The following is an 18,897-nucleotide window of genomic DNA, read 5'->3' on the forward strand; positions in this document are numbered from 1 at the left end:
CCCAACCCCCAGCCCCCTCAGGGGCGCGGGGAACTGCGCGACCAGCCCACGACGACCCGCAGCCGCAGGAAGCCAGGAAGAGGCACCCCCGTAGGCGCTACAGCAACTCCTTGAGGCGCTCGGCCAGCAGGTCCCAGCGCCACCTCTCCTCAACCCACTCCCGCCCCCGCTCCCCCATCCGCCGCCGCAGCTCCGAGTCACCCAGGAGCGCAACGATGCGGTCCGCCGCCGCCTCCGGGGAGCCACCCCGGACAACCCAGCCCGTCTCACCGTCCAGAACGGCATCCGGCGCACCCCCGGAGTCACCGGCCACCACGGGCAACCCCGTCGCGGACGCCTCCAGGTAGACGATGCCGAGACCCTCGACGTCGAGGCCGCCCCGGCGGGTCCGGCAGGGCATGGCGAAGACGTCGCCCGCGCCGTAGTGGGCGGGGAGTTCGGCCCACGGAACGGCGCCGGTGAAGCGGACGGAGCCGGCGACCTCGGTCTCGTACGCGAGTCTGCGCAGGTCCCTCTCGTACGGGCCGCCGCCGACGATCAGCAGCACCGCCTCCGGCTCGCTCGCCAGGATGCGCGGCATGGCGAGGATGAGGGTGTCCTGGCCCTTGCGCGGGACCAGCCGGGAGACGCAGACCACGACCGGGCGGTCGGTCAGGCCGAGGCGGGCGCGGACGACATCGCCGCCCGATCCCGGATGGAAGGTCTTCTCGTCGACACCGGGCGGGAGTTGGACCATCCGCGAGGCCGCTTCGGGCGTCAGCGCGGTCGCGATCCGCGAGCGCGTGTACTCGCCGAGATAGGTGATCGTGTCCGTCGACTCGCCGATCCTCCCCAGGAGTTGGCGGGCCGCAGGCAACTGGGCCCAGCCCGCCTCATGGCCGTGCGTGGTGGCCACCAGCCGCTCCGCGCCCGCCTTCCGCAGTGCGGGCGCCAGCAGCCCGAGCGGCGCCGCCGCCCCGAACCAGACCGACGTACAGCCGTGCTCCCGCAGCAGCCCCACGGCCCGCTGGGAGACCCCCGGCGTCGGCAGTAGCATGGTTGTTCGGTCACGTACGATGGCGAAGGGCTGTTCGGTGTCGAAGGCGGCCGTCGCCTCGACACCTTCCCGGCTCCGCTTCCATGTGGAGGCGTAGACGACGAGTCGTTCGGGGTCCAGGCGCAGGGCCATGTTGTGCAGGAAGGCCTGGATGCCGCCCGGCCTGGGCGGAAAGTCGTTGGTCACGATCAGGGTCTTGTGCATCGCCGTCGACAGTACCGAACCGGCACCCCGCAGTTCCGCACGGCCGCGTTTCATGGCTCTCGCACAGCCGCACAGGGAATCATGGCCGCACACAGGATCCGTACGGAAGAAGGACAGGTGGCATGACGGGAGCAAGGGGGGCGAGGTTCCCGTATCTCCTGCTGGGGACCTGGGGCCTGACCAGGCTGATGCTGCTGCTCTTCGTCTTCAAGGTGTACGTCTTCCCCGGCCCGGACGTCACGACCGACGTCTCGGCGATCTATCACGGCTGGTACGAGGTCCTGCGCACCGGCACCTTCCCGCTGGAGGACGTGACCTGGCAGTACCCGCCGGCCGCCGCGCTCGCGATCCTCTCCCCCTGGCTGCTGCCGTTCCTGGAGTACACGTCGGCGTTCTTCGTCCTCGCCTTCGTCGCCGATCTGGTCGCCTTCGCCCTGCTCCTGTACGCGGGCCGGCGCCCCGGGAAGTCGATGCGGGGCGCCTGGGTGTGGGGCGTGGGCGTCCCGCTGCTCGGGCCGACGGTGTACGCCCGGTACGACGTGATGGTGACGGCCGTCGCGGTGGCCGCGCTTCTCGCGGGCGCCCGGCATCCGCGGGTCATGGGCGCGCTCGTCGCCCTCGGCGCGCTGCTGAAGGTGTGGCCCGCGCTGCTGCTCCTGGGCGCGACCAGGCGGCGGACCTGGGGCGCGGCGGCGGTGACGGCCGGAGCGATCGCGCTGCTGTTCACCATCTCGATGCCCGGCGCGTTCGCGTTCCTGACCTTCCAGCGCGACCGCGGGACCGAGGTCGAGTCCCTCGGCTCCCTCGTCTTCCACATCGCCCGGCACCACGGCTGGCAGGGCGAGGTGCTGCTCAACTACGGCTCCGTGGAGTTCCTCGGCCCGTGGGTCGGCCTGGTGAGCACGGCGGCCCTGGTGCTGACCATGGCCGTCTTCGGCTGGCTGGTGGTGTGGCGGCTGTGCGCGACACGGTTCCTGACGCACACGGTCGCGGACGCCGCGTTCGTGGCGGTCCTCATGTTCACGACCACCAGCCGGGTCATCAGCCCGCAGTACATGGTGTGGCTGATCGGCCTGGCCGCCGTCTGCCTGGTCTTCCGCGGCAGCCGGATGGCCCTGCCCGCCTGGCTGGTCGTGGCGGCCAGCTTCTTCACCGTGCTGGAGTTCCCCGTCTGGTTCGCGCACGTGGTGGCCAGCGACGGACTGGGCATCACGCTCCTCGTCATCCGCAACGGCCTGCTGGTCGCCGCGACCGTCACCGCGGCCGTACGCCTCTGGCGCGACACGGTGTCGTACAAGGCCCCGGCCGAGCTGCCCGGTCAGCCGACCCGGACCCAGGAGACGCTGGCCTCCTGACGGCGCAGGCGCGGCAGGAGCACGGCGCACTGCACCGCCATGGCGAGCGCCATCGCGAGACAGATCCCGGGCAGGCCGAGCCCCGACAGCGCGCAGGCGAGCGCCAGTTGGACGCCCGTGCCGAGTACCGTCACCCGCAGCAGAACAGGTGCGCCGCCGCTGCCCTCGAAGACCCCGCCGAGCGCGATACAGCAGGCCGTCAGAACCAGGTACGGCCCGACAGAGCGCAGGAACAGCACGCCTTGCTGGGCGACTTCGGGCCCGGCGCCGAAAGCCCGCATGAGCCAGGGCGCGAGGACCATCAGCAGGACCGCGGCCAGCAGGCCCAGCGCCCCCGAGACGAGCACGGCCTGCCGGCCGATGGCCCGCCGTTCGTCCCTGCCCGCGCCCCGCGTGTGCGCGGTGTGGATGGAGGCGGCCTGCCGGACGGCGTAGAAGGCCATCGTGGCGACGTACATGACCTTGTACGCAAGGGAGTACGCGGCCACCGCGTTCAGCCCGATCCTGGCCACCACCGCGACGAGGACCAGCGCGCCCGTCTGTCGCACGGTGAAGTCCGCTGACATGGGCAGCCCGGTCCTGAGCGTCCGGCGCAGTGCGGCCCCGGTGGCCTCGGCGGGCCGCGCGGACGCGGATGCCCGGAGCACGGCGTTCCGTCGCAGCGCGAGCAGTCCGGCCACGAGGGCCACGCCTCGGCACAGGACCGTGGTGGCGGCGGCGCCCCGGACGCCGTACGCGTGGATGAGCAGTGGGTCGAGTACCAGGATCAGGCCGTTGGCGAGCAGGGCCAGCCGCATCGGGGTCCGGGTGTCGCCGGTGCCCTTGAGGATGCCGTCGACGAGGTTCTGCGCGAAGAACACGGCGATCCCCGGCAGGGAGATCGCGAAGTAGTCGACGGCTAGGGCGAGCGCGGCCCCGTCGTCTCCGAGCACCAGCCGGGCGAGGGGTTCCCTCAGCAGCCAGCCGCCGGCCGCGACCGCCGGGGTGACCAGGGCACACAGGGCCCAGCCGCCGCGTACGGCGGCCCGTAGCGCGCCCGGGTCGCGGGCGCCTCTGGCGTGTGCGACCAGGACGGTGGTGCCGGAGGCGAAGACCAGGGCGACGCCGAGCAGCACGTTCTCCGTGTTGGTGGCGACGGCGACGGCCGCGACGGCGTCCGGGCCGAGCCGGGAGACCCAGACGGTGTTGATGATCCCAGCGGTGACGCTCGCGAGCAGGGAGAAGTACACGGGACGGGCGAGCGCGACGAGCTGCTTGCGGTGGGCGTTCACGGTACCCCTCTCTAATCGAGCTACCTCGAAACGAGGTAGCTCGATTAGAGGTAACATGAGGGTCGTCCCAAGCACAAGCGCGAAAAGGAGTGCCCGTGCTGGAGCTGCCGATCCTTGGTTTCCTCCGCGAACAGCCGCTGCACGGCTATGAGTTGAGAGAGCGGATCAAGGCCCTGAGCGGTCATGTCCGCCCGGTCAGCGACGGGGCCCTCTATCCCGCGATCACCCGCCTGGTGAACGCGGGGAAGCTGGCGCAGCACACCGAGCCCGGCACGAGCGCGGCCCCGCGTCGTGTGCTGTCGCTCACCGAGAAGGGCCGCGAGACGCTCCTTGAGCGCCTGCGCCACCCCAAGGACGTCGAGATCACCGACCAGGTCCGCTTCAACACGCTGCTCGCGTTCCTGCGGCACCTTCCGGACCACCACGAGCAGGCGGCCGTACTCCGCAGGCGCCTGGACTTCCTCAACACACCCGCGAGCTTCTTCTACCGAGACGGACGCCCCGTGCGCGCCGAGGAGACGGACGACCTCTTCCGCCAGGGCATGCTCCGAGTGGCCCGGGCGACGGGCGAGGCGGAACGGGCATGGCTCACCGAGGCCGTCAACCAACTGGAGAACTGATAATCCAGGGCCCGACAGCGCCCCGTCAGGGGCGCGGGGAACTGCGCGACCAGCCACAACGGACCCGCAGACATCACGCCGACCGATTCACCCCAATCGGTCCCGTACATACGCCCGCCACAGCCCTGTGAACTCCTCCGGCGTCGTACCCAAAACCTCCCGCATCCCCGCCTCCACCGCCCCCGCCCGCTTCTCATGCGCCCCCACGGCCCGGTAGAACTCCCCCAGCCGCACCTCACCCCACCGCTCGGCGATCAACCGACAGGCCAGCCAGCCACCCTCATAGGCCCGCGCCAGCGCCCCGGCGTCCCCGTCGAACCCGAAGTCCGCGTCCTCCGGCAGAGCGGCGGGGAGACGCCCTTCGGCCACCGCCCGCGCCAGCTCGGGCGCGGCCTGCGTCGCCGAGCGGCCGGTGCCGCGGTAGCCGACCCAGTCCGCGTACCCCTCGGAGAGCCACAGCGGGGTCGCCGCGGAGGTCGAGGAGCGGGTCGCGACGTGGGTCGTCTCGTGGGTGAGCACGACCTGCCGGCCGAAGGCGCCGAGGACGCCGTACGCGTCCGGGTTGACGATGATCCGGTCCGCGGGCGCCTTCGCGGAACCCCCCGCCTCGCCCGTGGTGACCGCCGCTATCCCCCGGTACCCGGACGCGGGCGCCCCGAGCAGCCCCGCCATGCCCTCCAGCGACTTCGGTACGAGGACGACGACCCGCCCCGACCAGTCGCCGCCCCACGCCTCCCGCACGGCGGGCACCGCGCGGTCGGCCAGCGCCGCGTAACCGCGCAGCTCGTCGCGGGTCCGCCCGACCCCCAGGACGAGGCTGCGCTCGCCGCGTACGGCCACGACGGCCCCCTGCTCCCACAGTTGCTCGGCGGCGTCCTCGGCGGGCCGGTCGGCGGCGACGTACCACCGGCCGTCGGCCCGGGTGAGGCTCAGCGTGCGGGCCGTGACGACGGGCGCCTTGTCGTAGCCCTCGACGCGGTAGCGGAGCTGCGCGTCGGCCGTGGCGCGGTCACCGGAGCGGCGGACGCCGGTCACGCGGTACGACCAGTCCGCGAGCGGCACCGCCCGCAGGTTCCCGAACTCGGCGCGCGCGGCGGTCCGTTCGCCGGCGGTGACGGAGTCCGGCACCTCCGTCGCCACGAACGCCGTCTCGCTGCCGTCGCGCACGGCCGCCGCCCGCCGGTCGAGCACCCGCTGCACGTCCCCGGCCACCCGGTCCTGCGCTCCGCCGCCACCGCAGCCGACCAGGCCGACCAGGCCGACGAGCAGCAGCCCCACCATCCACCCCGGCGCACGCCCACGACCAGCCACGACCCTGATCGTACGGCGCCGGGGCCGATGGGTCAGGGGCGCGTCACGGCCGAGACCGGCATCATGCCCACCGGGTCGTAGCGCACCGGGGCGCCCGGGTACGGCGCGTGGACCACCTGGCCGTTGCCCATGTACATCGCGACATGGCTGGCGTCACTGCGGTAGGTGACCAGGTCGCCGGGGCGCGCCTGCGAGAGCGGCACCTGCTGTCCGGCGTGCGCCTGGGCCTGCGAGGTGCGCGGCAGACCGACCCCGGCCTGCCCGTACGACCACTGCATGAGGCCCGAACAGTCGAAGCCGCTGGGCCCGCTGGCGCCCCAGACGTACGGGCGGCCCACGGCCGAGCGGGCCGCGGCGACGGCGGCGGCCGCGCGGCCGGAGGACGGGACGGCGCCGCCGAGGTCCGGGATCTCGCCGCGCCCGGAGCGGGAGGCCCGGTCGTACGCGGCGCGGTCGGCGTCCGGCATCGAGTTGAGCAACTGCCGTGCCTTGGCCAGCTTCTGCTCGACGGTCCGCTTGTGGCGGGCGACGGCCTTGCGGCTCTTCTCCAGCTCGGCGAGCTTGCGGGTGGCCTCCTCGCGGTCCTGGGAGAGGGTGCGCATGGCGCCCTGGAGCTCCTTGAGCTCACCGGCCTGGCGGGAGCCGATCCGGTCCAGTGCGGCCGCCTTGTCGAGGTACTCGTCGGGGTCGTCGGAGAACATCAGCGCGAGCGAGGGATCGAGACCGCCCGAGCGGTACTGGGCTCCGGCCAGCGAACCGAGCGCGTCCCGCATCGTGTTGATGCGTTCCTGCTGTCTGGCGATCCCGTCCTGCGCCGTGTCCACCTGGTCGTGGAGTGTGTCGGCGCGCTCGTCGGCCTTGTTGAACGCCTCGGTGGCCTGCTCGGCCTGTGCGTACAGCCGGTCCACCTCGGCGCGGGTGTCGTCCCGCGGCGCGGCGCCGGCCGGCAGGACGCCGAGGGCCGCGGCCGCGGCGGTCAGTACGCAGACGGTGGCGCCTCGGGCGCCCCGGTCGAAGCCGGACGGTGCAAGGCGGCGATGGGACCCCACAGGAAGCCGCACTCCCTTCCGCTGACGGACCCCCGGAGTTGGGGGAAACGCGCCAGACAGTAGCCGTGCGACTACGCGCAGGCCAAAGACCCTCGTGTGCACACAACGTGACTCCCCGCCTCAGACGCAGGTCATGGGCGGGGAGCGGGGTCAGCGGGACGCACGGGAATTCGCCCGTTCGGGCGGCGCGGCGAGGGGTCTCTCGGCGGACCCGGAGCGGATCCGGATACGTACCAGGAGAAGGTCCGGATCAGACGCGGACGCCCCACATGAACGGTCCGCCGATCGTGTCCATCGACTCGTACCGGACAACCGTTCCGCTGCGCGGCGCGTGGATGATCTGGCCGTTGCCGGCGTAGAGACCGACGTGGTGCAGGTCGTTGAAGAAGAAGACCAGGTCGCCGACGCGGAGGTCGCCAACCGAGTTGATGCGGGTGCCGGTCTGGGACTGCGCCTCCGAGGTGCGCGGTATGCCGACACCGGCCTGGGCGTACGCCCAGGAGGTCAGGCCCGAGCAGTCGTAGGAGCTGGGGCCGGTGGCGCCGTAGACGTAGGGCGAGCCGAGCTTGCTCTGGGCCGCGGCGAACGCCGAGCTGGCACGGCCGGAGCCGGGCTTGACGGGGCCGGTCGTGCCGCCGCTGCCGATGGCATCGCGCTCGGCGTTGCGGCTGGCGCGGGCCTCCTGGGCGTCGAGGGCCGCCTTCTCCGCCGCCGTCAGGGTGTTGAGGAGCTTCTGGGCCTCGGCCAGCTTGGCCTTGACCTCGTCCTTCTTCTTCTTGAGGGTCTCGCGGGTGTCGGCGAGGTCCGTGAGCTTGCCGGTGGCTTCCTCGCGCTGCTGGGCGAGCCCGCGCTGCTTCTCCTGGACCTTCTTCAGCGTCTCGACCTGCTGACCGCTCAACTGGTCCATCGCGGACGCCTTGTCGAGGTAGTCGTCCGGGTCGGAGGAGAGGAAGAGCTGGACCGACGGGTCTATCGCGCCGGTGCGGTACTGGGAGCTGGCCATCAGACCGAGGCCGTCACGCAGCTCGTTGAGCTCTTCCTGGCCGCGGGCGACGTTGTCCTGCAGGGTGCCGATCTGCTTCTCCAGCTTCTCGGACTTCTCCCTGGCACCGTTGTACTTCTCGGTGGCCGCCTCTGCCTCTTCGTAGAGCTTGTCGACCTTGGACTTGACCTCGTCCTTGCTCGGCTTCTCACTCGGCGCGGCGTTGGCCGCCTGCGAGGTCAGGGCCACAGCGGCAGCGGCAGCGGTGGTGAGCACGGTCACACGGGTGCGGCTCGGCTGCTTCGCTCGACGGTGGGACGCCACGGAGGCGAGCTCCTTTGCCTCAGCCGCCCACCGAGAACTCCGGTTGGCGGTGACCCTCCACTGTCACCCCTTGTGGGTGATCACCCGAGTGAAGGTTCGAGGCCTGACCCTAGTGACCTTCTTGTGATCAGTTCAAATCCTCCTCACAAAAATCTCAGTCACCGACCGCATTCTTTGCACTCAACTCACATGCAGTGATGCGCCCTTGACGCTACGTTGCGTGAAGGTCCTGCCAATTCGGGCATGACACCCATGCGTTGCGCTTGGGGCGTCTGGTGCCTATGTGACGTACACCGCAGAACGGCCGCTTCGGCGAACGGCGGTCGACCCGGCTACCCGGAAGACGGCCGACTCAACCCCGCGAAGAGCCTGAAGAGGTCGCTCAGCTCCGCGAGAGGCGCTTGAGCAGCACCACGGAGGCCACCGGCCGTGCCCCCGCCTTGGCCACCCCATCGGCCACCTCGCGGTCGGTGGAGACGACGATGACGGGCCTGCCGGGCGGTTCGGCACGCACCAGCTGGCGGATCAGCTCGTCGGCGGTGATGCCCGGCTTGGAGAACAGCACCCGCACCCCGCGCGGCGGCGCGAGCAGCACCGGGGCGGCCAGCTCGGCCCCGTCGAAGACACAGGTCACCTCGGCGCCGGTCTGGGCGGCGAGCTGCGAGAGCTGGCCGAGGAGTCTGAGCCGCTGTTTCTCCAGCGGCATCTGCGGATAGCCGGTCTTGGTGACGTTGTAGCCGTCGACGACCAGATGCGCCTGCGGCAGCGCGAGCAACTGGTCGATGATCGCGGGATCGTTCTCGGACAGCGCCCGGGCCGCGATGTCCTTCGGCGTCATGCGTCCCGGTTCGACGGCGTCCACGGTCTCCGCGGGCCGTACCGACACGGGCGGCAGGGCGAGTTCGCGCCGCAGTCCCTGGGTCGCGTCGAGCACGGTGTCGAGCAGCAGCCGTACGCGCATGTCCTCGACGCTGCGTCCCTCGCGGGCCGCGCGGCGGGTGGCCTCCAGCGTGGCCTCGACCTCGCTCAGACGTGCCTTCAGCCGCCGGCTCTCGCTCTCGGCGGCGGACACCTGGGCCTGCCCCTCGCTGCGTACGGCCTCCATCTCGCCGCGCAGCTTGCGCACGGCGGCCTCGCCGCGTTTGACGTCGTTGAGGGCCGAGCGCAGTTTGCGGTGAAGCGATTCGGCTTCCTTCTTCGCCGACTCCAGCTCCGTGCGCAGCCGCTCCGTCTCGGTACGGGTCTGCCCGCGGGCCTCGGCGAGCTCCTCGCGCAGCCGCTCCAGCTCGGCGCGGCTCTCGTCGTCGGCGCGCTCGGCGTCCGCCCGCAGGGCCTCCTCGCCCGCGGCGGTCACCAGCTTCACCCAGCCGGTGGGCCGCAGCACATAGGCCGCGGCCGCGACGTCCTGCGGGTCCGCGGCCGGGGGCGGCGCGCCCGCGTCGAGGGCGCCACAGAGTTCCGGCTGGGCCTCTCTGAGCTTCTCGGCGATGCGCTGTCTGAACAGCGGGTCCGTCTCCAGGGCCGCCGCCATCGCGTTGCCCGCGAACTTGGCACGACGATTGGGGGCGAACCGGGCGTACTGCCGCAACTGTGTGGGCAGTTCGGCCACCGTCAGCCCGCCGAACCCGTCCGAGACGATCTGTACGACTCTGCGACGCACGCCGTCGGGCAGCGGGCGGTCGAGCACCTCGGCGGTGCCGTCGTCCGGCTCCCCGCCTGTGGTCTCCACCATCCTGCACCCCATCGTCCGTGCGGGGCCCGCTCCTGTCAGGAGCCGGCGCCCGGCCTGTCCACCAGTTCCACCTGATCCACCGCGTTGCACCAGCGACAGCGCACCGACTCGATGGTCTCACTGACCACCTCGCGCTCCTCGACGTTCGGCTCACCGGCCAGGTCGAGGTGCACGTACTCGACGACCTTCGACGAACGGGTCACGTCGAACCGCGTCAGGTTGCCGCAGAGCGTGCAGCGCCAGCGGGTCTCGGCGGTCGGGAGGGGAACCGTCATCGTGGCAGTCGCTCTCTTTCCTGGTCTCCGTGTCGCACCAGCTTCCCTGGAACGCGTGGCTCGTACCCTACGGCCTGACGCACACCGGGCGCTCCGCGGGAAGCGCGGCCCCAAGGGGCGGGCGTTTGTCAGGTGCGGGTCGTCTTTGGCTGGTCGCGCCCGCGCGGCGGAGCCGCATATGTCACAGCCCCGCGCCCCTGAAGGGGCGCCGGGCGGCGAGGCGGCCTGTGCCGTTCGGGGGTGTTACGTCATGCTCTGTTCCATGATCGGTTACTGGGGTGCGGTCGTCGGCAGGGCGGTCAGGGGGGAGTCCGCTCCGGTGACCTATGGGCTGATCACCGTGTGCTGCCTGGTCTTTCTGATCGGTCCGGCCTCGGGTCTCAGCCCCGCGTACGGCACCGGTGACGAGCTCCTTTCCGCGCAGCGGGCCTATTTCGAGCGCTGGGGTGTCGTGCCCGTCGAACTGTTCAGCGGGGCGCCGCGCGCCGCCGTCACACCGGCCACCGCGCTCTTCGTGCACGGCAGCTGGCTGCATCTGCTGGGGAACATGCTCTTCCTCTATGTCTTCGGGGCGATGGCCGAGGAGAGGATGGGCCACTTCGAGTTCGCCCTCTTCTACGTGGGCTGCGGCTATCTCGCCCTGCTCGGTTACGCGGCCGCCCATGCCGACTCCACGCAGACGCTGGTCGGCGCCTCCGGGGCGATCTCCGCGGTTCTCGGAGCGTTCCTTTACCTGTTCCCCAAAGCCCGGGTGACCAGTCTCTTCCCGTTCCTCTTCTTCCTGCCGCTGCGGTTTCCCGCCTGGGTCGTACTGCCGTTCTGGGTGTCCCTCCAGTGGTTGGCGGCGGGCCGCGAGACCCAGGGCCCGGGGGTCGCCTATCTGGCGCACCTCCTGGGCTTCTCGCTCGGCTTCCTCTCCGCGTGGGTGAGGTACGGCCGTCCGGCTAGAGTGAAATCCCCAGCGACGGCCACCGAGGGAGAAACCCAGCCGTGATCACCGCGATCGTGCTCATCAAGACCAGCGTGGACCGGATCCCCGAGATCGCCGAGTCGATCGCGGCGTTGGACTCCGTCAGTGAGGTCTTCTCCGTGACCGGTACCTATGACTTGATCGCCATGGTTCGGGTGAAGGCCCATGACGATCTGGCGGACATCATTCCCGGGCAGATCAGCAAGATCCCGGGGGTGGAGGGTACGGATACGCATGTGGCGTTCCGGACGTACTCGCAGCATGATCTTGAGGCTGCGTTTGCTATTGGGCTGGACAACTGATCGCTTCGCGGGGCGGTCGCGTTTTCGGGTGCGGGTCCGTCGTGGCTGGTCGCGCCGTTCCCCGCGCCCCTAAAGGGGCGCCGGATGAGCTGTAGATGAAGAGTTCCTCATCTACAGCTCATCCTCACCGCTGAGTGTGGGCCCCACCATCGGGCCCATGGTCTTCTCTCATCGGATGGCGGCTCTTGCCGCTGTTGTGGCTATTCCTCTGGGGATCGCCGCTACCAGTTACGCCCTGACCGACAGCCCGGAGTCCCCCAAGGTGCCGCCCAAGGTGGAGCTGGACAGCGGGTCGCCGTCGGCGACTCCCCCGACCGTGAAGCCGACACCGACACCGAGTGACGAGGTCGTCTCCCGGCCTCCGGTGAGTGACGACGATGACGACGACAACGGTGGCGGGGCGAGTGGCGGAGCGGACGACGACGGACCCGGTGACGACGGCTGAGCCCGTACCCGGTGCCGTTCCCGTTCCCGCCCGTCGGCGGATCTCCGCCCGGGTCCGGATCCTGCTCTGGCTGCTGCTCGTGATGGCGGTCGCCTTCGCCGCCGTGGCGACGACCACCCGTTCGATCCTCATGCGGGACGTCGACAGCCGCGTCAGCGGTTTACTCGCCCAGGAGGCGGGCGAGTTCGCGAACTTCGAGGAGCGGGGCGTGGACCCCGGGACCGGGCGGCCGTTCACCGATCCCGGACGGCTGCTGCGGGTCTTCCTGGAGCGGCAGTACGCCGACCCGGACGAGGAGCTGATGGGGCTCGTGGGACGGGCGGGCGCGGATCCCGCGAAGGTCGTCCAGGACCGCGAGATCCCGGTCGGGCTGCCCCTGCACCGGGACGCGGCGGCCCGTCGCGCCGTCTTCGAGTCGGCGGACTCCACCGGCACCCTGCGCCGTGCCGCCGGGGACATCCGCTGGGCCAAGGTCGCCATCGCCCGCCCGGGCGGCGAGCCGGAGGCCGCCTTCGTCGTCGCCTTCCACCCGGGGCGCGAACAGGACCGCGCGGACGAGGTGTTCCGCATCCTGCTCGCCATCTCCGGAGTGGCGCTGCTGATGACGACGGGCATCGGCTGGGTGGTGGCCGGGCGGATCCTCAAGCCCGTACGCCTGGTCCGTACCGCCGCCGCGCAACTCACCGAGCAGGACCTCACCCGGCGCATCCCGGTCCGCGGGCACGACGACATCGCCGCGCTCACCGAGACGTTCAACGCGATGCTCGACCGCCTGGAGCGCGCCTTCGCGGCCCAGCGCGAGTTCGTCGACGACGCGGGCCACGAGCTGCGCACCCCGATCACCATCGTGCGCGGCCATCTGGAGCTGATGGGCGACGATCCGGCCGAGCGCGAGGAGACGGTCCGGCTGGTCACCGACGAGCTCGACCGGATGAGCCGCATCGTCGAGGACCTGCTGCTGCTCGCCAAGACCGAGCGCCCCGACTTCGTCACGCCCGAGCCCGTACAGCTCGCCGAACTCACCGCCGACGTCTTCGTCAAGGCCCGCACCCTCGGCGAGCGCCACTGGGAGCTGGCCGAAGTCGCCGACGGCGAGGCCCGGCTGGACCCGCAGCGCATCACGCAGGCCATGGTGCAGCTCGCGCAGAACGCCGTGCAGCACACCGTCCCCGGCCAGTCGATCCGCGTCGGCTCGCGTGTCGTCGGCGGCCGCATCGAGTTGTACGTCGCCGACTCGGGCCCGGGTGTGCAGCCGCAGGACGCCGAAGTGATCTTCGAACGGTTCCGCCGGGGCACCGCCAGGCGCGGCACCCGGGGCAGTGGCGCCGGGCTCGGCCTGTCCATCGTCCGGGCGATCGCGGAGGGACACCGCGGCGGTCGGGTGCAGCTGCGGGAGACCGAGGGGGGCGGCGCCACTTTCGTCCTCGCACTGGACCTCGTACCTGAGGCGGACCGCACATGAACCCCCGTACCGGAAAGGCCTGTCGGACATGAACCGGATCCTGATCGTCGAGGACGAGGAGCGGATCGCCTCGTTCGTCGAGAAGGGCCTGCGCGCGGGCGGCTTCACCACGACCGTCGTCGCGGACGGCGACTCCGCCTACGAGTACGCGCTGACCGGCGGCTTCGACCTGATGATCCTCGACATCGGGCTGCCCGGCCGGGACGGCTTCACGGTGCTGCGCGCCCTGCGCGAGGCCCGCGTGACGGTCCCGGTGATCGTGCTGACCGCCCGGGACTCCGTACGCGACACGGTGGCGGGTCTGGAGGGCGGCGCGGACGACTGGATGACCAAGCCGTTCCGTTTCGAGGAGCTCCTCGCGCGGGTTCGGCTGCGGCTGCGGACGGCTGCGCGGGCTCCGGAGGTGACGGTGTTGCGGGGTGGTGATCTGACGCTCGATCTGCGTACGCGGCGGGCTCGTGCGGGTGAGCGGACGGTTGACCTGACCGCCCGTGAGTTTGTGCTTCTTGAGCTGTTTCTGCGTCATCCGGGGCAGGTTTTGTCGCGCGAGCAGATCCTGTCTCATGTGTGGGGGTACGACTTCGATCCTGGGTCCAACATCGTTGATGTGTATGTGCGTTCGCTTCGTAAGAAGCTGGGGGCGGAGCGGGTGGAGACGGTTCGTGGGATGGGGTACCGCCTTCCTGCGTGAGGGATCCGGGGTCGTTTGACGGCTGCGGGCCGGACGCGGCTGGTCGCGCCGTTCCCCGCGCCCCTTACGGGGCGCCCCCTCCCCGGGCTCGTGAAGCTTCCTTCATGTGGGGCTCATTGGGGGCTCACGGGCCGGCTGAACTCTGAGTGTCGTGAGTTTGACTTCCCAGCAAATCCGACAAGCCGTCGCCCTCTGCGTGGCCCTGAGTCTCTGCGCTCTGCTGGTCGTGCCCGGCAACTTTCCCGGGCTCGGGGCCGACGCCCGTGTGACGCTCGGTGTCTTCGCGCTGGCGACCTGTGCCTGGATCGGTACGCCGATCGACGACACGTACATCGCCCTGGGCGCGGGACTCGCGCTCACCGTGACCGGCGTGATCAGCAGCGAGACGCTCTTCGGCACCCTCGGTGACTCGACGGTCTGGCTGCTGATCTGCGCCTTCGTGCTCGCGGCGGCGGTGACCCGGACGGGGCTCGCGGGGCGGACGGCGGCGTTTCTGGTGGGCGGGGCCAGGAGCGTACGGCAGCTGGTGCATCTGACCACGGCCGCCCTGGTCGTGACGGCCTTCGCCGTCCCCGCGACCTCCGGCCGGGCGGCGCTCGCGCTGCCGGTGTTCCTCGCACTCGCCAAGGCGCTGGCCGACCGGAAACGACTGGTCGTGATGCTCGCGCTGCTGTTCCCGACCGTGATCCTGCTCTCCGCGGTGGCGACCCTGATCGGTGCGGGTGCGCATCTGATCACCGTGTCGGTGCTGTGGGAGACGACCGGTGACCGGATCGGCTTCACGCAGTGGCTGCTGCTCGGGCTGCCGCTGGCGGTGGCGTCCTCCCATCTGGCCGCCGAGGCCGTGCTGTTGACGACCACGCGGCGCGCGGACCGCCGAAGTCCCGTACGGATCACCGCCGATGACATCCAGCGGCACAGCGAACAGCCGGTCACCGGACCCTGGTCGCCGGCCGAGTCGCGCTGCGCCCTGCTGCTCGCCACCGTGGTCGTCCTGTGGTGCAGCGAGCCGCTCCACCAGGTGTCCCCCGCGGTCGTCGCCCTGATCGGCGCGGTCGTCGCGTCCTCGCCCGCCCTCGGAACCGTACGGCTGAAGGACGCCCTGAAGACCGTCCCCTGGGCCCTGCTCCTCTTCATGGCGGCGACGATGGCGATGGGCGTCGCGCTCGCGGACTCGGGGGCGGCGGAGTGGCTGGTCTCCGGGTTGCCGGTCGATGTCGACCCGTGGCTGTTCCTCGCCCTGGTGGTCGCCGTGAGCACGGCGGCGCACCTCGTCCTCCAGTCCCGCTCGGCCCGTTCGTCGGTGCTGGTCCCGCTGGTCGTCGCGGCGGCCGTGGGCGCGGGCGTCAACCCGGTGGCGGCCGCCCTGGCGTCCACCGCCGCGGCGGGCTTCTGCCACACGCTCCCGGCCTCGGCGAAACCGGTCACCCTCTTCGCCGAGATCCCCGGCACCCCGACCTACACCCCGAGCGACCTGCTGCGGCTGTCCGCCGTGCTGGCCCCGCTGACCGCCGCGCTCGTCCTGCTCTTCGCCCTCGCCGTGTGGCCGCTGCTCGGCGTGCCCGTCCTGAAGCCCTGACCCCTGAAGCCCCGAGTCCTGACGCTCTGAGCCCTGACGCTCTGACCAGTCCTGACGCTCTGAAGGAGCCCGTCCATGCTGACCCGTTTCGCCGTCGCCCCCAGCGGCTTCAAGGAGTCCCTGTCCGCCCAGGCCGCCGCCGAGGCCATCGCGGCTGGCGTACGCCGTGTCGTACCGGACGCCGAGATCGACCTGATCCCCCTGGTCGACGGCGGCGAGGGCACCGCCCGGGCCCTCGCCTCGGCCACCGGCGGCCGGCTGGTCGCCCTGGCCGCCACCGGGCCGCTCGGCGAGCCCGTGGGCACCCACTTCGCGCTGCTCGGCTCCGGCGCCGGTCCCGGTTCGGGTTCGGGTTCCGGGGGCACGGCCGTCGTGGAGATGGCGGCCGTCGCCGGGCTCTCGCTCGTCCCGCACGGCCTGCGCGATCCGGGCGCGACGACCACGTACGGCGTCGGCGAACTGATCCGCGCCGCGCTCGACACGGGCGTACGCCGCGTCCTGGTGGGCTGCGGTGATTCCGGTACGTCGGACGGGGGCGCCGGGGCCCTGCAGGCCCTCGGGGCCCGGCTGCTGGACGCGGACGGCTTCGAACTCCCGCAGGGTGGCGGCGAGTTGACCCGGCTCCACCGCATCGACGCCACCGGCCTCGACCCGCGCCTGTCCACCGTGGAACTGCTCGTCGCCTGCAACCCGTACAACGTGCTGTGCGGCGAGCGGGGCGTGGCCCGCGTCTTCGGCCCGCAGAAGGGGGCGACGCCCGCGCAGGTCGAGCACCTGGCCGCCGGACTGGAGAACTGGGCGCGCGTCCTCACCCGCGACCTCCGGGTCACCGCCGACCTGTACGACGGCCCGGGCACCGGCGCCTCGGGCGGCCTGGGCGCGGGTCTTGCGGCCCTCGGCGCCCGGCTCCTCCCCCGCTTCGACGTGCTCCTGGACCACCTCGACCTGGACGCCCGGCTGGCCCGCGCCGACCTGGTCCTCACCGCCGAGGGCTCCCTAGACCGGCAGACGCCGCGCGGCAAGGTCCCGGCGGAGGTGGCCCGCCGCGCCAAGCTGTACGGACGCCCGGTCCTGGTCCTGGCCGGCACGCTCGGCGAGGGCGCGCACACGGTACCGGGCGTCGACGCCTTCACCGGCATCCTGCCCGCCCCGATGGCCCTCGCGGAGGCCTTCCTACGCGCCGGCGAACTCCTCACGGACGCGACCGAGCGGGCGCTGCGGATGATTCTGCTGGGGGCGGGGCTGCCGCGGGAGGTGAGGGTGTAACGACGGACCCAGCCCGGCATGCGGATCGCTGTAGTACTGCGAGTACTGCGAGCACTCCGCGTGGCGCTTGCCCCGCATCTTCCCTACCGTGGACCCGTCGGCGGGGTGCGGCCGGACGGACGCGCGGTACACCCGCCGCGGGGTCACACCGCCGGGACGCAACGCCCGTCCACCGTGCGGTAGTTCCAGCGCGCGCCCTCGCTCACGAGCTCCTTCACGGCCCGGACGAACCGCTCCACGTGCTCGTCGGGCGTGCCCGCCCCGAAGCTGACCCGAATGGCGTTGAGCGACTTCTCGCCGGGCACCGCCTCGGGGGCGCCGCACTCGCCCTGGGTCTGCGGGTCGCTGCCGAGGAGGGTCCGTACGAGGGGGTGGGCGCAGAACAGCCCGTCCCGCACCCCGATGCCGTACTCGGCGGAGAGCGCGGCGGCGAAGTGCGAGCTGTTCCAGCCGTCGACGACGAAGGAGATGACGCCGACGCGCGGGGCGTCGTCGCCGAAGAGGGACAGCACGCGGACCTCGGGCACCTCGGCGAGACCCGCGCGGACGGTGTCGATGAGGTACTGCTCACGGGCGACGAGCGTGTCGAAGCCGGCCTCGGTGAGGGCCTTGCAGGCGGAGGCGATGGAGTAGACGCCGATGACGTTCGGCGACCCGGCCTCGTGACGGGCGGCCGTCTCGTGCCACTCCACGTCGACCCCACCGTCCGTACGCCGCGAGACCTTCCGCGAGGCGCCACCGCCCGCGAGATACGGCTCGGCCTCGCGCAGCCAGTCGGACCGCCCCGCGAGCACACCGGAGCCGAACGGCGCGTACAGCTTGTGCCCGGAGAAGGCGACCCAGTCGACGTCCAACTCCCGTACGGAGACGGGGTGATGGGGTGCGAGCTGCGCGGCGTCGAGCACGATCCGCGCACCGTGCGCGTGCGCGGTGGCGGCCAGCTCCCGTACGGGCCAGATCTCGCCGGTGACGTTGGAGGCACCGGTGACGCAGACGAGCGCGGGTCCGTTCGTGTCCCGGCAGTCCCGCTCGGCGAGTGCCCGCTCCAGCGTCGCGACGGCCTCGCCCGGCGTACGCGGAGCGTCGAGGTACGTCACCCGGGCGCCGCGCCACGGCAGCAGCGACGCGTGGTGCTCGGTCTCGAAGACGAAGACCTGGCAGTCGGCGGGGAGGGCGGCGGCGAGCAGGTTCAGCGAGTCGGTGGTGGAGCGGGTGAAGACGACCTGGTCGCCGTCCCGGCAGTCCAGGAACTCGGCGACGGTCGTACGGGCGTTCTCGAAGAGATCGGTGGACAGCTGCGACAGGTACCCGGCGCCGCGGTGCACACTCCCGTAGTACGGCGCGTACGCGGCCACGTCGTCCCACACCCGCTGGAGGGCCGGGGCGCTGGCGGCGTAGTCGAGCGCGGCGTAGGTGACCTCGCCGCCGGTGACGAGCGGGACCGTGACATCCCGGCCCAGAACGGGCAGCGCCCCGGCGGTGTCACGGCAGACGGACCGGTCGGCGGCAGCGGTGGAGACAGACATGGCGAACTCCTGTGAGAGTCAGGCGAGATCACCGCGCGAGCGGATACGGCTCAGCGCGGGACAAGTGCTGCGGGGAAGGTGAAACGGGCATGCGGAGGTGGGGCGCTACGCCCTATCGCATTCGCTTACTCACAGAAGGCTCCCTCGAACGACCAGGACCCCTGGGCTGTGTCCACTCGAAAGAGGGCGAGGGGTCCGCGCTTGCCGTAGACCTCGCTGCCTACGGCCTGGTCTTCACCCGGGGCACCCCGCCACGGACGGAGGGTTGCCGGACAGTCGGCCGGGGCCTGATGACTGTCGCTCATGACCTGCCAAGCATCTTGCCACACGATCTTCCCGACGCAACCCCCACGTCCGAATACCGGGACGGGGGTGGAAGCAGGGGCGCAGCCCCACTTCCACCCCTAGGGGCGCGGGGAACTGTGCGCCCAGCCCCCACCCACCCACCCACCCACCCGCACCCAACAACACACGACACGGGGTCTGGGGCAGAGCCC

Annotated in this window: 17 protein-coding genes and 1 riboswitch; of the genes, 9 read left to right on the top strand and 8 right to left on the bottom strand. The window is 71.6% G+C overall.

All coding sequences use genetic code 11. From position 1 onward, the window contains the following. Positions 1-97: 97 nt before the first annotated feature. Positions 98-1,240, bottom strand: a complete 1,143-nt coding sequence (locus AB0I18_RS47515; RefSeq protein ID WP_363112078.1) for a glycosyltransferase family 4 protein — start codon at positions 1,238-1,240, stop codon at positions 98-100. Between the two features lie 122 nt (positions 1,241-1,362). Here AB0I18_RS47515 and AB0I18_RS47520 point away from each other — a divergent pair, with 122 nt between their 5' ends. After that, positions 1,363-2,595, top strand: a complete 1,233-nt coding sequence (locus AB0I18_RS47520) for a glycosyltransferase 87 family protein (protein ID WP_363112079.1) — start codon at positions 1,363-1,365, stop codon at positions 2,593-2,595. Here AB0I18_RS47520 and AB0I18_RS47525 read toward each other — a convergent pair. Next, the gene (locus tag AB0I18_RS47525) at positions 2,559-3,866 is read right to left on the bottom strand and encodes an MATE family efflux transporter (RefSeq protein WP_363112080.1); all 1,308 of its coding nucleotides are present in this window, start codon (positions 3,864-3,866) and stop codon (positions 2,559-2,561) included. The genes AB0I18_RS47520 and AB0I18_RS47525 overlap by 37 nt on opposite strands. A gap of 95 nt (positions 3,867-3,961) precedes the next feature. Here AB0I18_RS47525 and AB0I18_RS47530 point away from each other — a divergent pair, with 95 nt between their 5' ends. Further along, positions 3,962-4,486 carry a PadR family transcriptional regulator gene (locus AB0I18_RS47530; protein WP_363112081.1) on the top strand — a complete coding sequence of 175 codons (525 nt, stop codon included), beginning with the start codon at positions 3,962-3,964 and terminating at the stop codon, positions 4,484-4,486. A gap of 87 nt (positions 4,487-4,573) precedes the next feature. Here the strand turns inward: AB0I18_RS47530 and AB0I18_RS47535 are convergent, their stop codons facing one another. The 5 genes from AB0I18_RS47535 to AB0I18_RS47555 form a co-directional block, all read right to left on the bottom strand. Then, a complete protein-coding gene (locus AB0I18_RS47535) occupies positions 4,574-5,797 on the bottom strand; it encodes a hypothetical protein (protein WP_363112082.1) in 1,224 nt (407 codons plus the stop codon). Positions 5,798-5,829: 32 nt separating this feature from the next. After that, complete coding sequence (locus AB0I18_RS47540; RefSeq protein ID WP_363112083.1) at positions 5,830-6,846, bottom strand: NlpC/P60 family protein; 1,017 nt, start codon at positions 6,844-6,846, stop codon at positions 5,830-5,832. A 250-nt stretch (positions 6,847-7,096) separates the two neighbouring features. After that, positions 7,097-8,152, bottom strand: a complete 1,056-nt coding sequence (locus AB0I18_RS47545; protein WP_363112084.1) for an NlpC/P60 family protein — start codon at positions 8,150-8,152, stop codon at positions 7,097-7,099. 382 nt (positions 8,153-8,534) lie between these two features. Continuing rightward, positions 8,535-9,884: an NYN domain-containing protein gene (locus tag AB0I18_RS47550; protein WP_363112085.1), complete on the bottom strand. Its 1,350-nt coding sequence runs from the start codon at positions 9,882-9,884 to the stop codon at positions 8,535-8,537. A gap of 35 nt (positions 9,885-9,919) precedes the next feature. Then, positions 9,920-10,159, bottom strand: coding sequence for a hypothetical protein (locus AB0I18_RS47555; RefSeq protein ID WP_119102962.1), 240 nt, complete (start codon positions 10,157-10,159; stop codon positions 9,920-9,922). A 262-nt stretch (positions 10,160-10,421) separates the two neighbouring features. Here AB0I18_RS47555 and AB0I18_RS47560 point away from each other — a divergent pair, with 262 nt between their 5' ends. The 7 genes from AB0I18_RS47560 to AB0I18_RS47590 all read left to right on the top strand — a co-directional run bounded on the left by AB0I18_RS47560 (position 10,422) and on the right by AB0I18_RS47590 (position 16,874). Further along, entirely contained in the window at positions 10,422-11,153 is a 732-nt protein-coding gene (locus AB0I18_RS47560) for a rhomboid family intramembrane serine protease (protein WP_363112086.1), read from the top strand. Next, complete coding sequence (locus AB0I18_RS47565) at positions 11,150-11,431, top strand: Lrp/AsnC ligand binding domain-containing protein (RefSeq protein ID WP_363112087.1); 282 nt, start codon at positions 11,150-11,152, stop codon at positions 11,429-11,431. Before AB0I18_RS47560 ends, AB0I18_RS47565 begins: the two co-directional genes overlap by 4 nt. Before the next feature lie 157 nt (positions 11,432-11,588). Continuing rightward, complete coding sequence (locus AB0I18_RS47570; RefSeq protein WP_363112088.1) at positions 11,589-11,876, top strand: small secreted hydrophilic protein; 288 nt, start codon at positions 11,589-11,591, stop codon at positions 11,874-11,876. Between the two features lie 82 nt (positions 11,877-11,958). Continuing rightward, a complete protein-coding gene (locus AB0I18_RS47575) occupies positions 11,959-13,338 on the top strand; it encodes a HAMP domain-containing sensor histidine kinase (protein ID WP_363112093.1) in 1,380 nt (459 codons plus the stop codon). Between the two features lie 28 nt (positions 13,339-13,366). Continuing rightward, a complete protein-coding gene (locus AB0I18_RS47580; protein WP_363112089.1) occupies positions 13,367-14,029 on the top strand; it encodes a response regulator transcription factor in 663 nt (220 codons plus the stop codon). Between the two features lie 151 nt (positions 14,030-14,180). After that, positions 14,181-15,608, top strand: a complete 1,428-nt coding sequence (locus tag AB0I18_RS47585; RefSeq protein ID WP_363112090.1) for an SLC13 family permease — start codon at positions 14,181-14,183, stop codon at positions 15,606-15,608. A gap of 75 nt (positions 15,609-15,683) precedes the next feature. Next, positions 15,684-16,874 carry a glycerate kinase gene (locus AB0I18_RS47590; protein ID WP_363112091.1) on the top strand — a complete coding sequence of 397 codons (1,191 nt, stop codon included), beginning with the start codon at positions 15,684-15,686 and terminating at the stop codon, positions 16,872-16,874. Between the two features lie 143 nt (positions 16,875-17,017). On the opposite strand, the gene AB0I18_RS47595 is transcribed toward AB0I18_RS47590, so the two are convergent. After that, positions 17,018-18,400, bottom strand: a complete 1,383-nt coding sequence (locus AB0I18_RS47595) for an aminotransferase class V-fold PLP-dependent enzyme (protein ID WP_363112092.1) — start codon at positions 18,398-18,400, stop codon at positions 17,018-17,020. Positions 18,401-18,592: 192 nt separating this feature from the next. Beyond that, positions 18,593-18,709: riboswitch (SAM riboswitch) on the bottom strand. Between the last annotated feature and the right edge of the window lie 188 nt (positions 18,710-18,897).

Source organism: Streptomyces sp. NPDC050704, from assembly GCF_040654355.1.
Classification (GTDB): domain Bacteria; phylum Actinomycetota; class Actinomycetes; order Streptomycetales; family Streptomycetaceae; genus Streptomyces.

Bases quoted from the DNA above. Each gene is read 5' to 3' on its own strand.
- AB0I18_RS47515 (WP_363112078.1), bottom strand. From the start codon at position 1,240: ATGCACAAGACCCTGATCGTGACCAACGACTTTCCGCCCAGGCCGGGC.
- AB0I18_RS47520 (WP_363112079.1), top strand. From the start codon at position 1,363: ATGACGGGAGCAAGGGGGGCGAGGTTCCCGTATCTCCTGCTGGGGACC.
- AB0I18_RS47550 (WP_363112085.1), bottom strand. From the start codon at position 9,884: ATGGTGGAGACCACAGGCGGGGAGCCGGACGACGGCACCGCCGAGGTG.
- AB0I18_RS47555 (WP_119102962.1), bottom strand. From the start codon at position 10,159: ATGACGGTTCCCCTCCCGACCGCCGAGACCCGCTGGCGCTGCACGCTC.
- AB0I18_RS47560 (WP_363112086.1), top strand. From the start codon at position 10,422: ATGATCGGTTACTGGGGTGCGGTCGTCGGCAGGGCGGTCAGGGGGGAG.
- AB0I18_RS47570 (WP_363112088.1), top strand. From the start codon at position 11,589: ATGGTCTTCTCTCATCGGATGGCGGCTCTTGCCGCTGTTGTGGCTATT.
- AB0I18_RS47575 (WP_363112093.1), top strand. From the start codon at position 11,959: ATGGCGGTCGCCTTCGCCGCCGTGGCGACGACCACCCGTTCGATCCTC.
- AB0I18_RS47580 (WP_363112089.1), top strand. From the start codon at position 13,367: ATGAACCGGATCCTGATCGTCGAGGACGAGGAGCGGATCGCCTCGTTC.
- AB0I18_RS47590 (WP_363112091.1), top strand. From the start codon at position 15,684: ATGCTGACCCGTTTCGCCGTCGCCCCCAGCGGCTTCAAGGAGTCCCTG.
- AB0I18_RS47595 (WP_363112092.1), bottom strand. From the start codon at position 18,400: ATGTCTGTCTCCACCGCTGCCGCCGACCGGTCCGTCTGCCGTGACACC.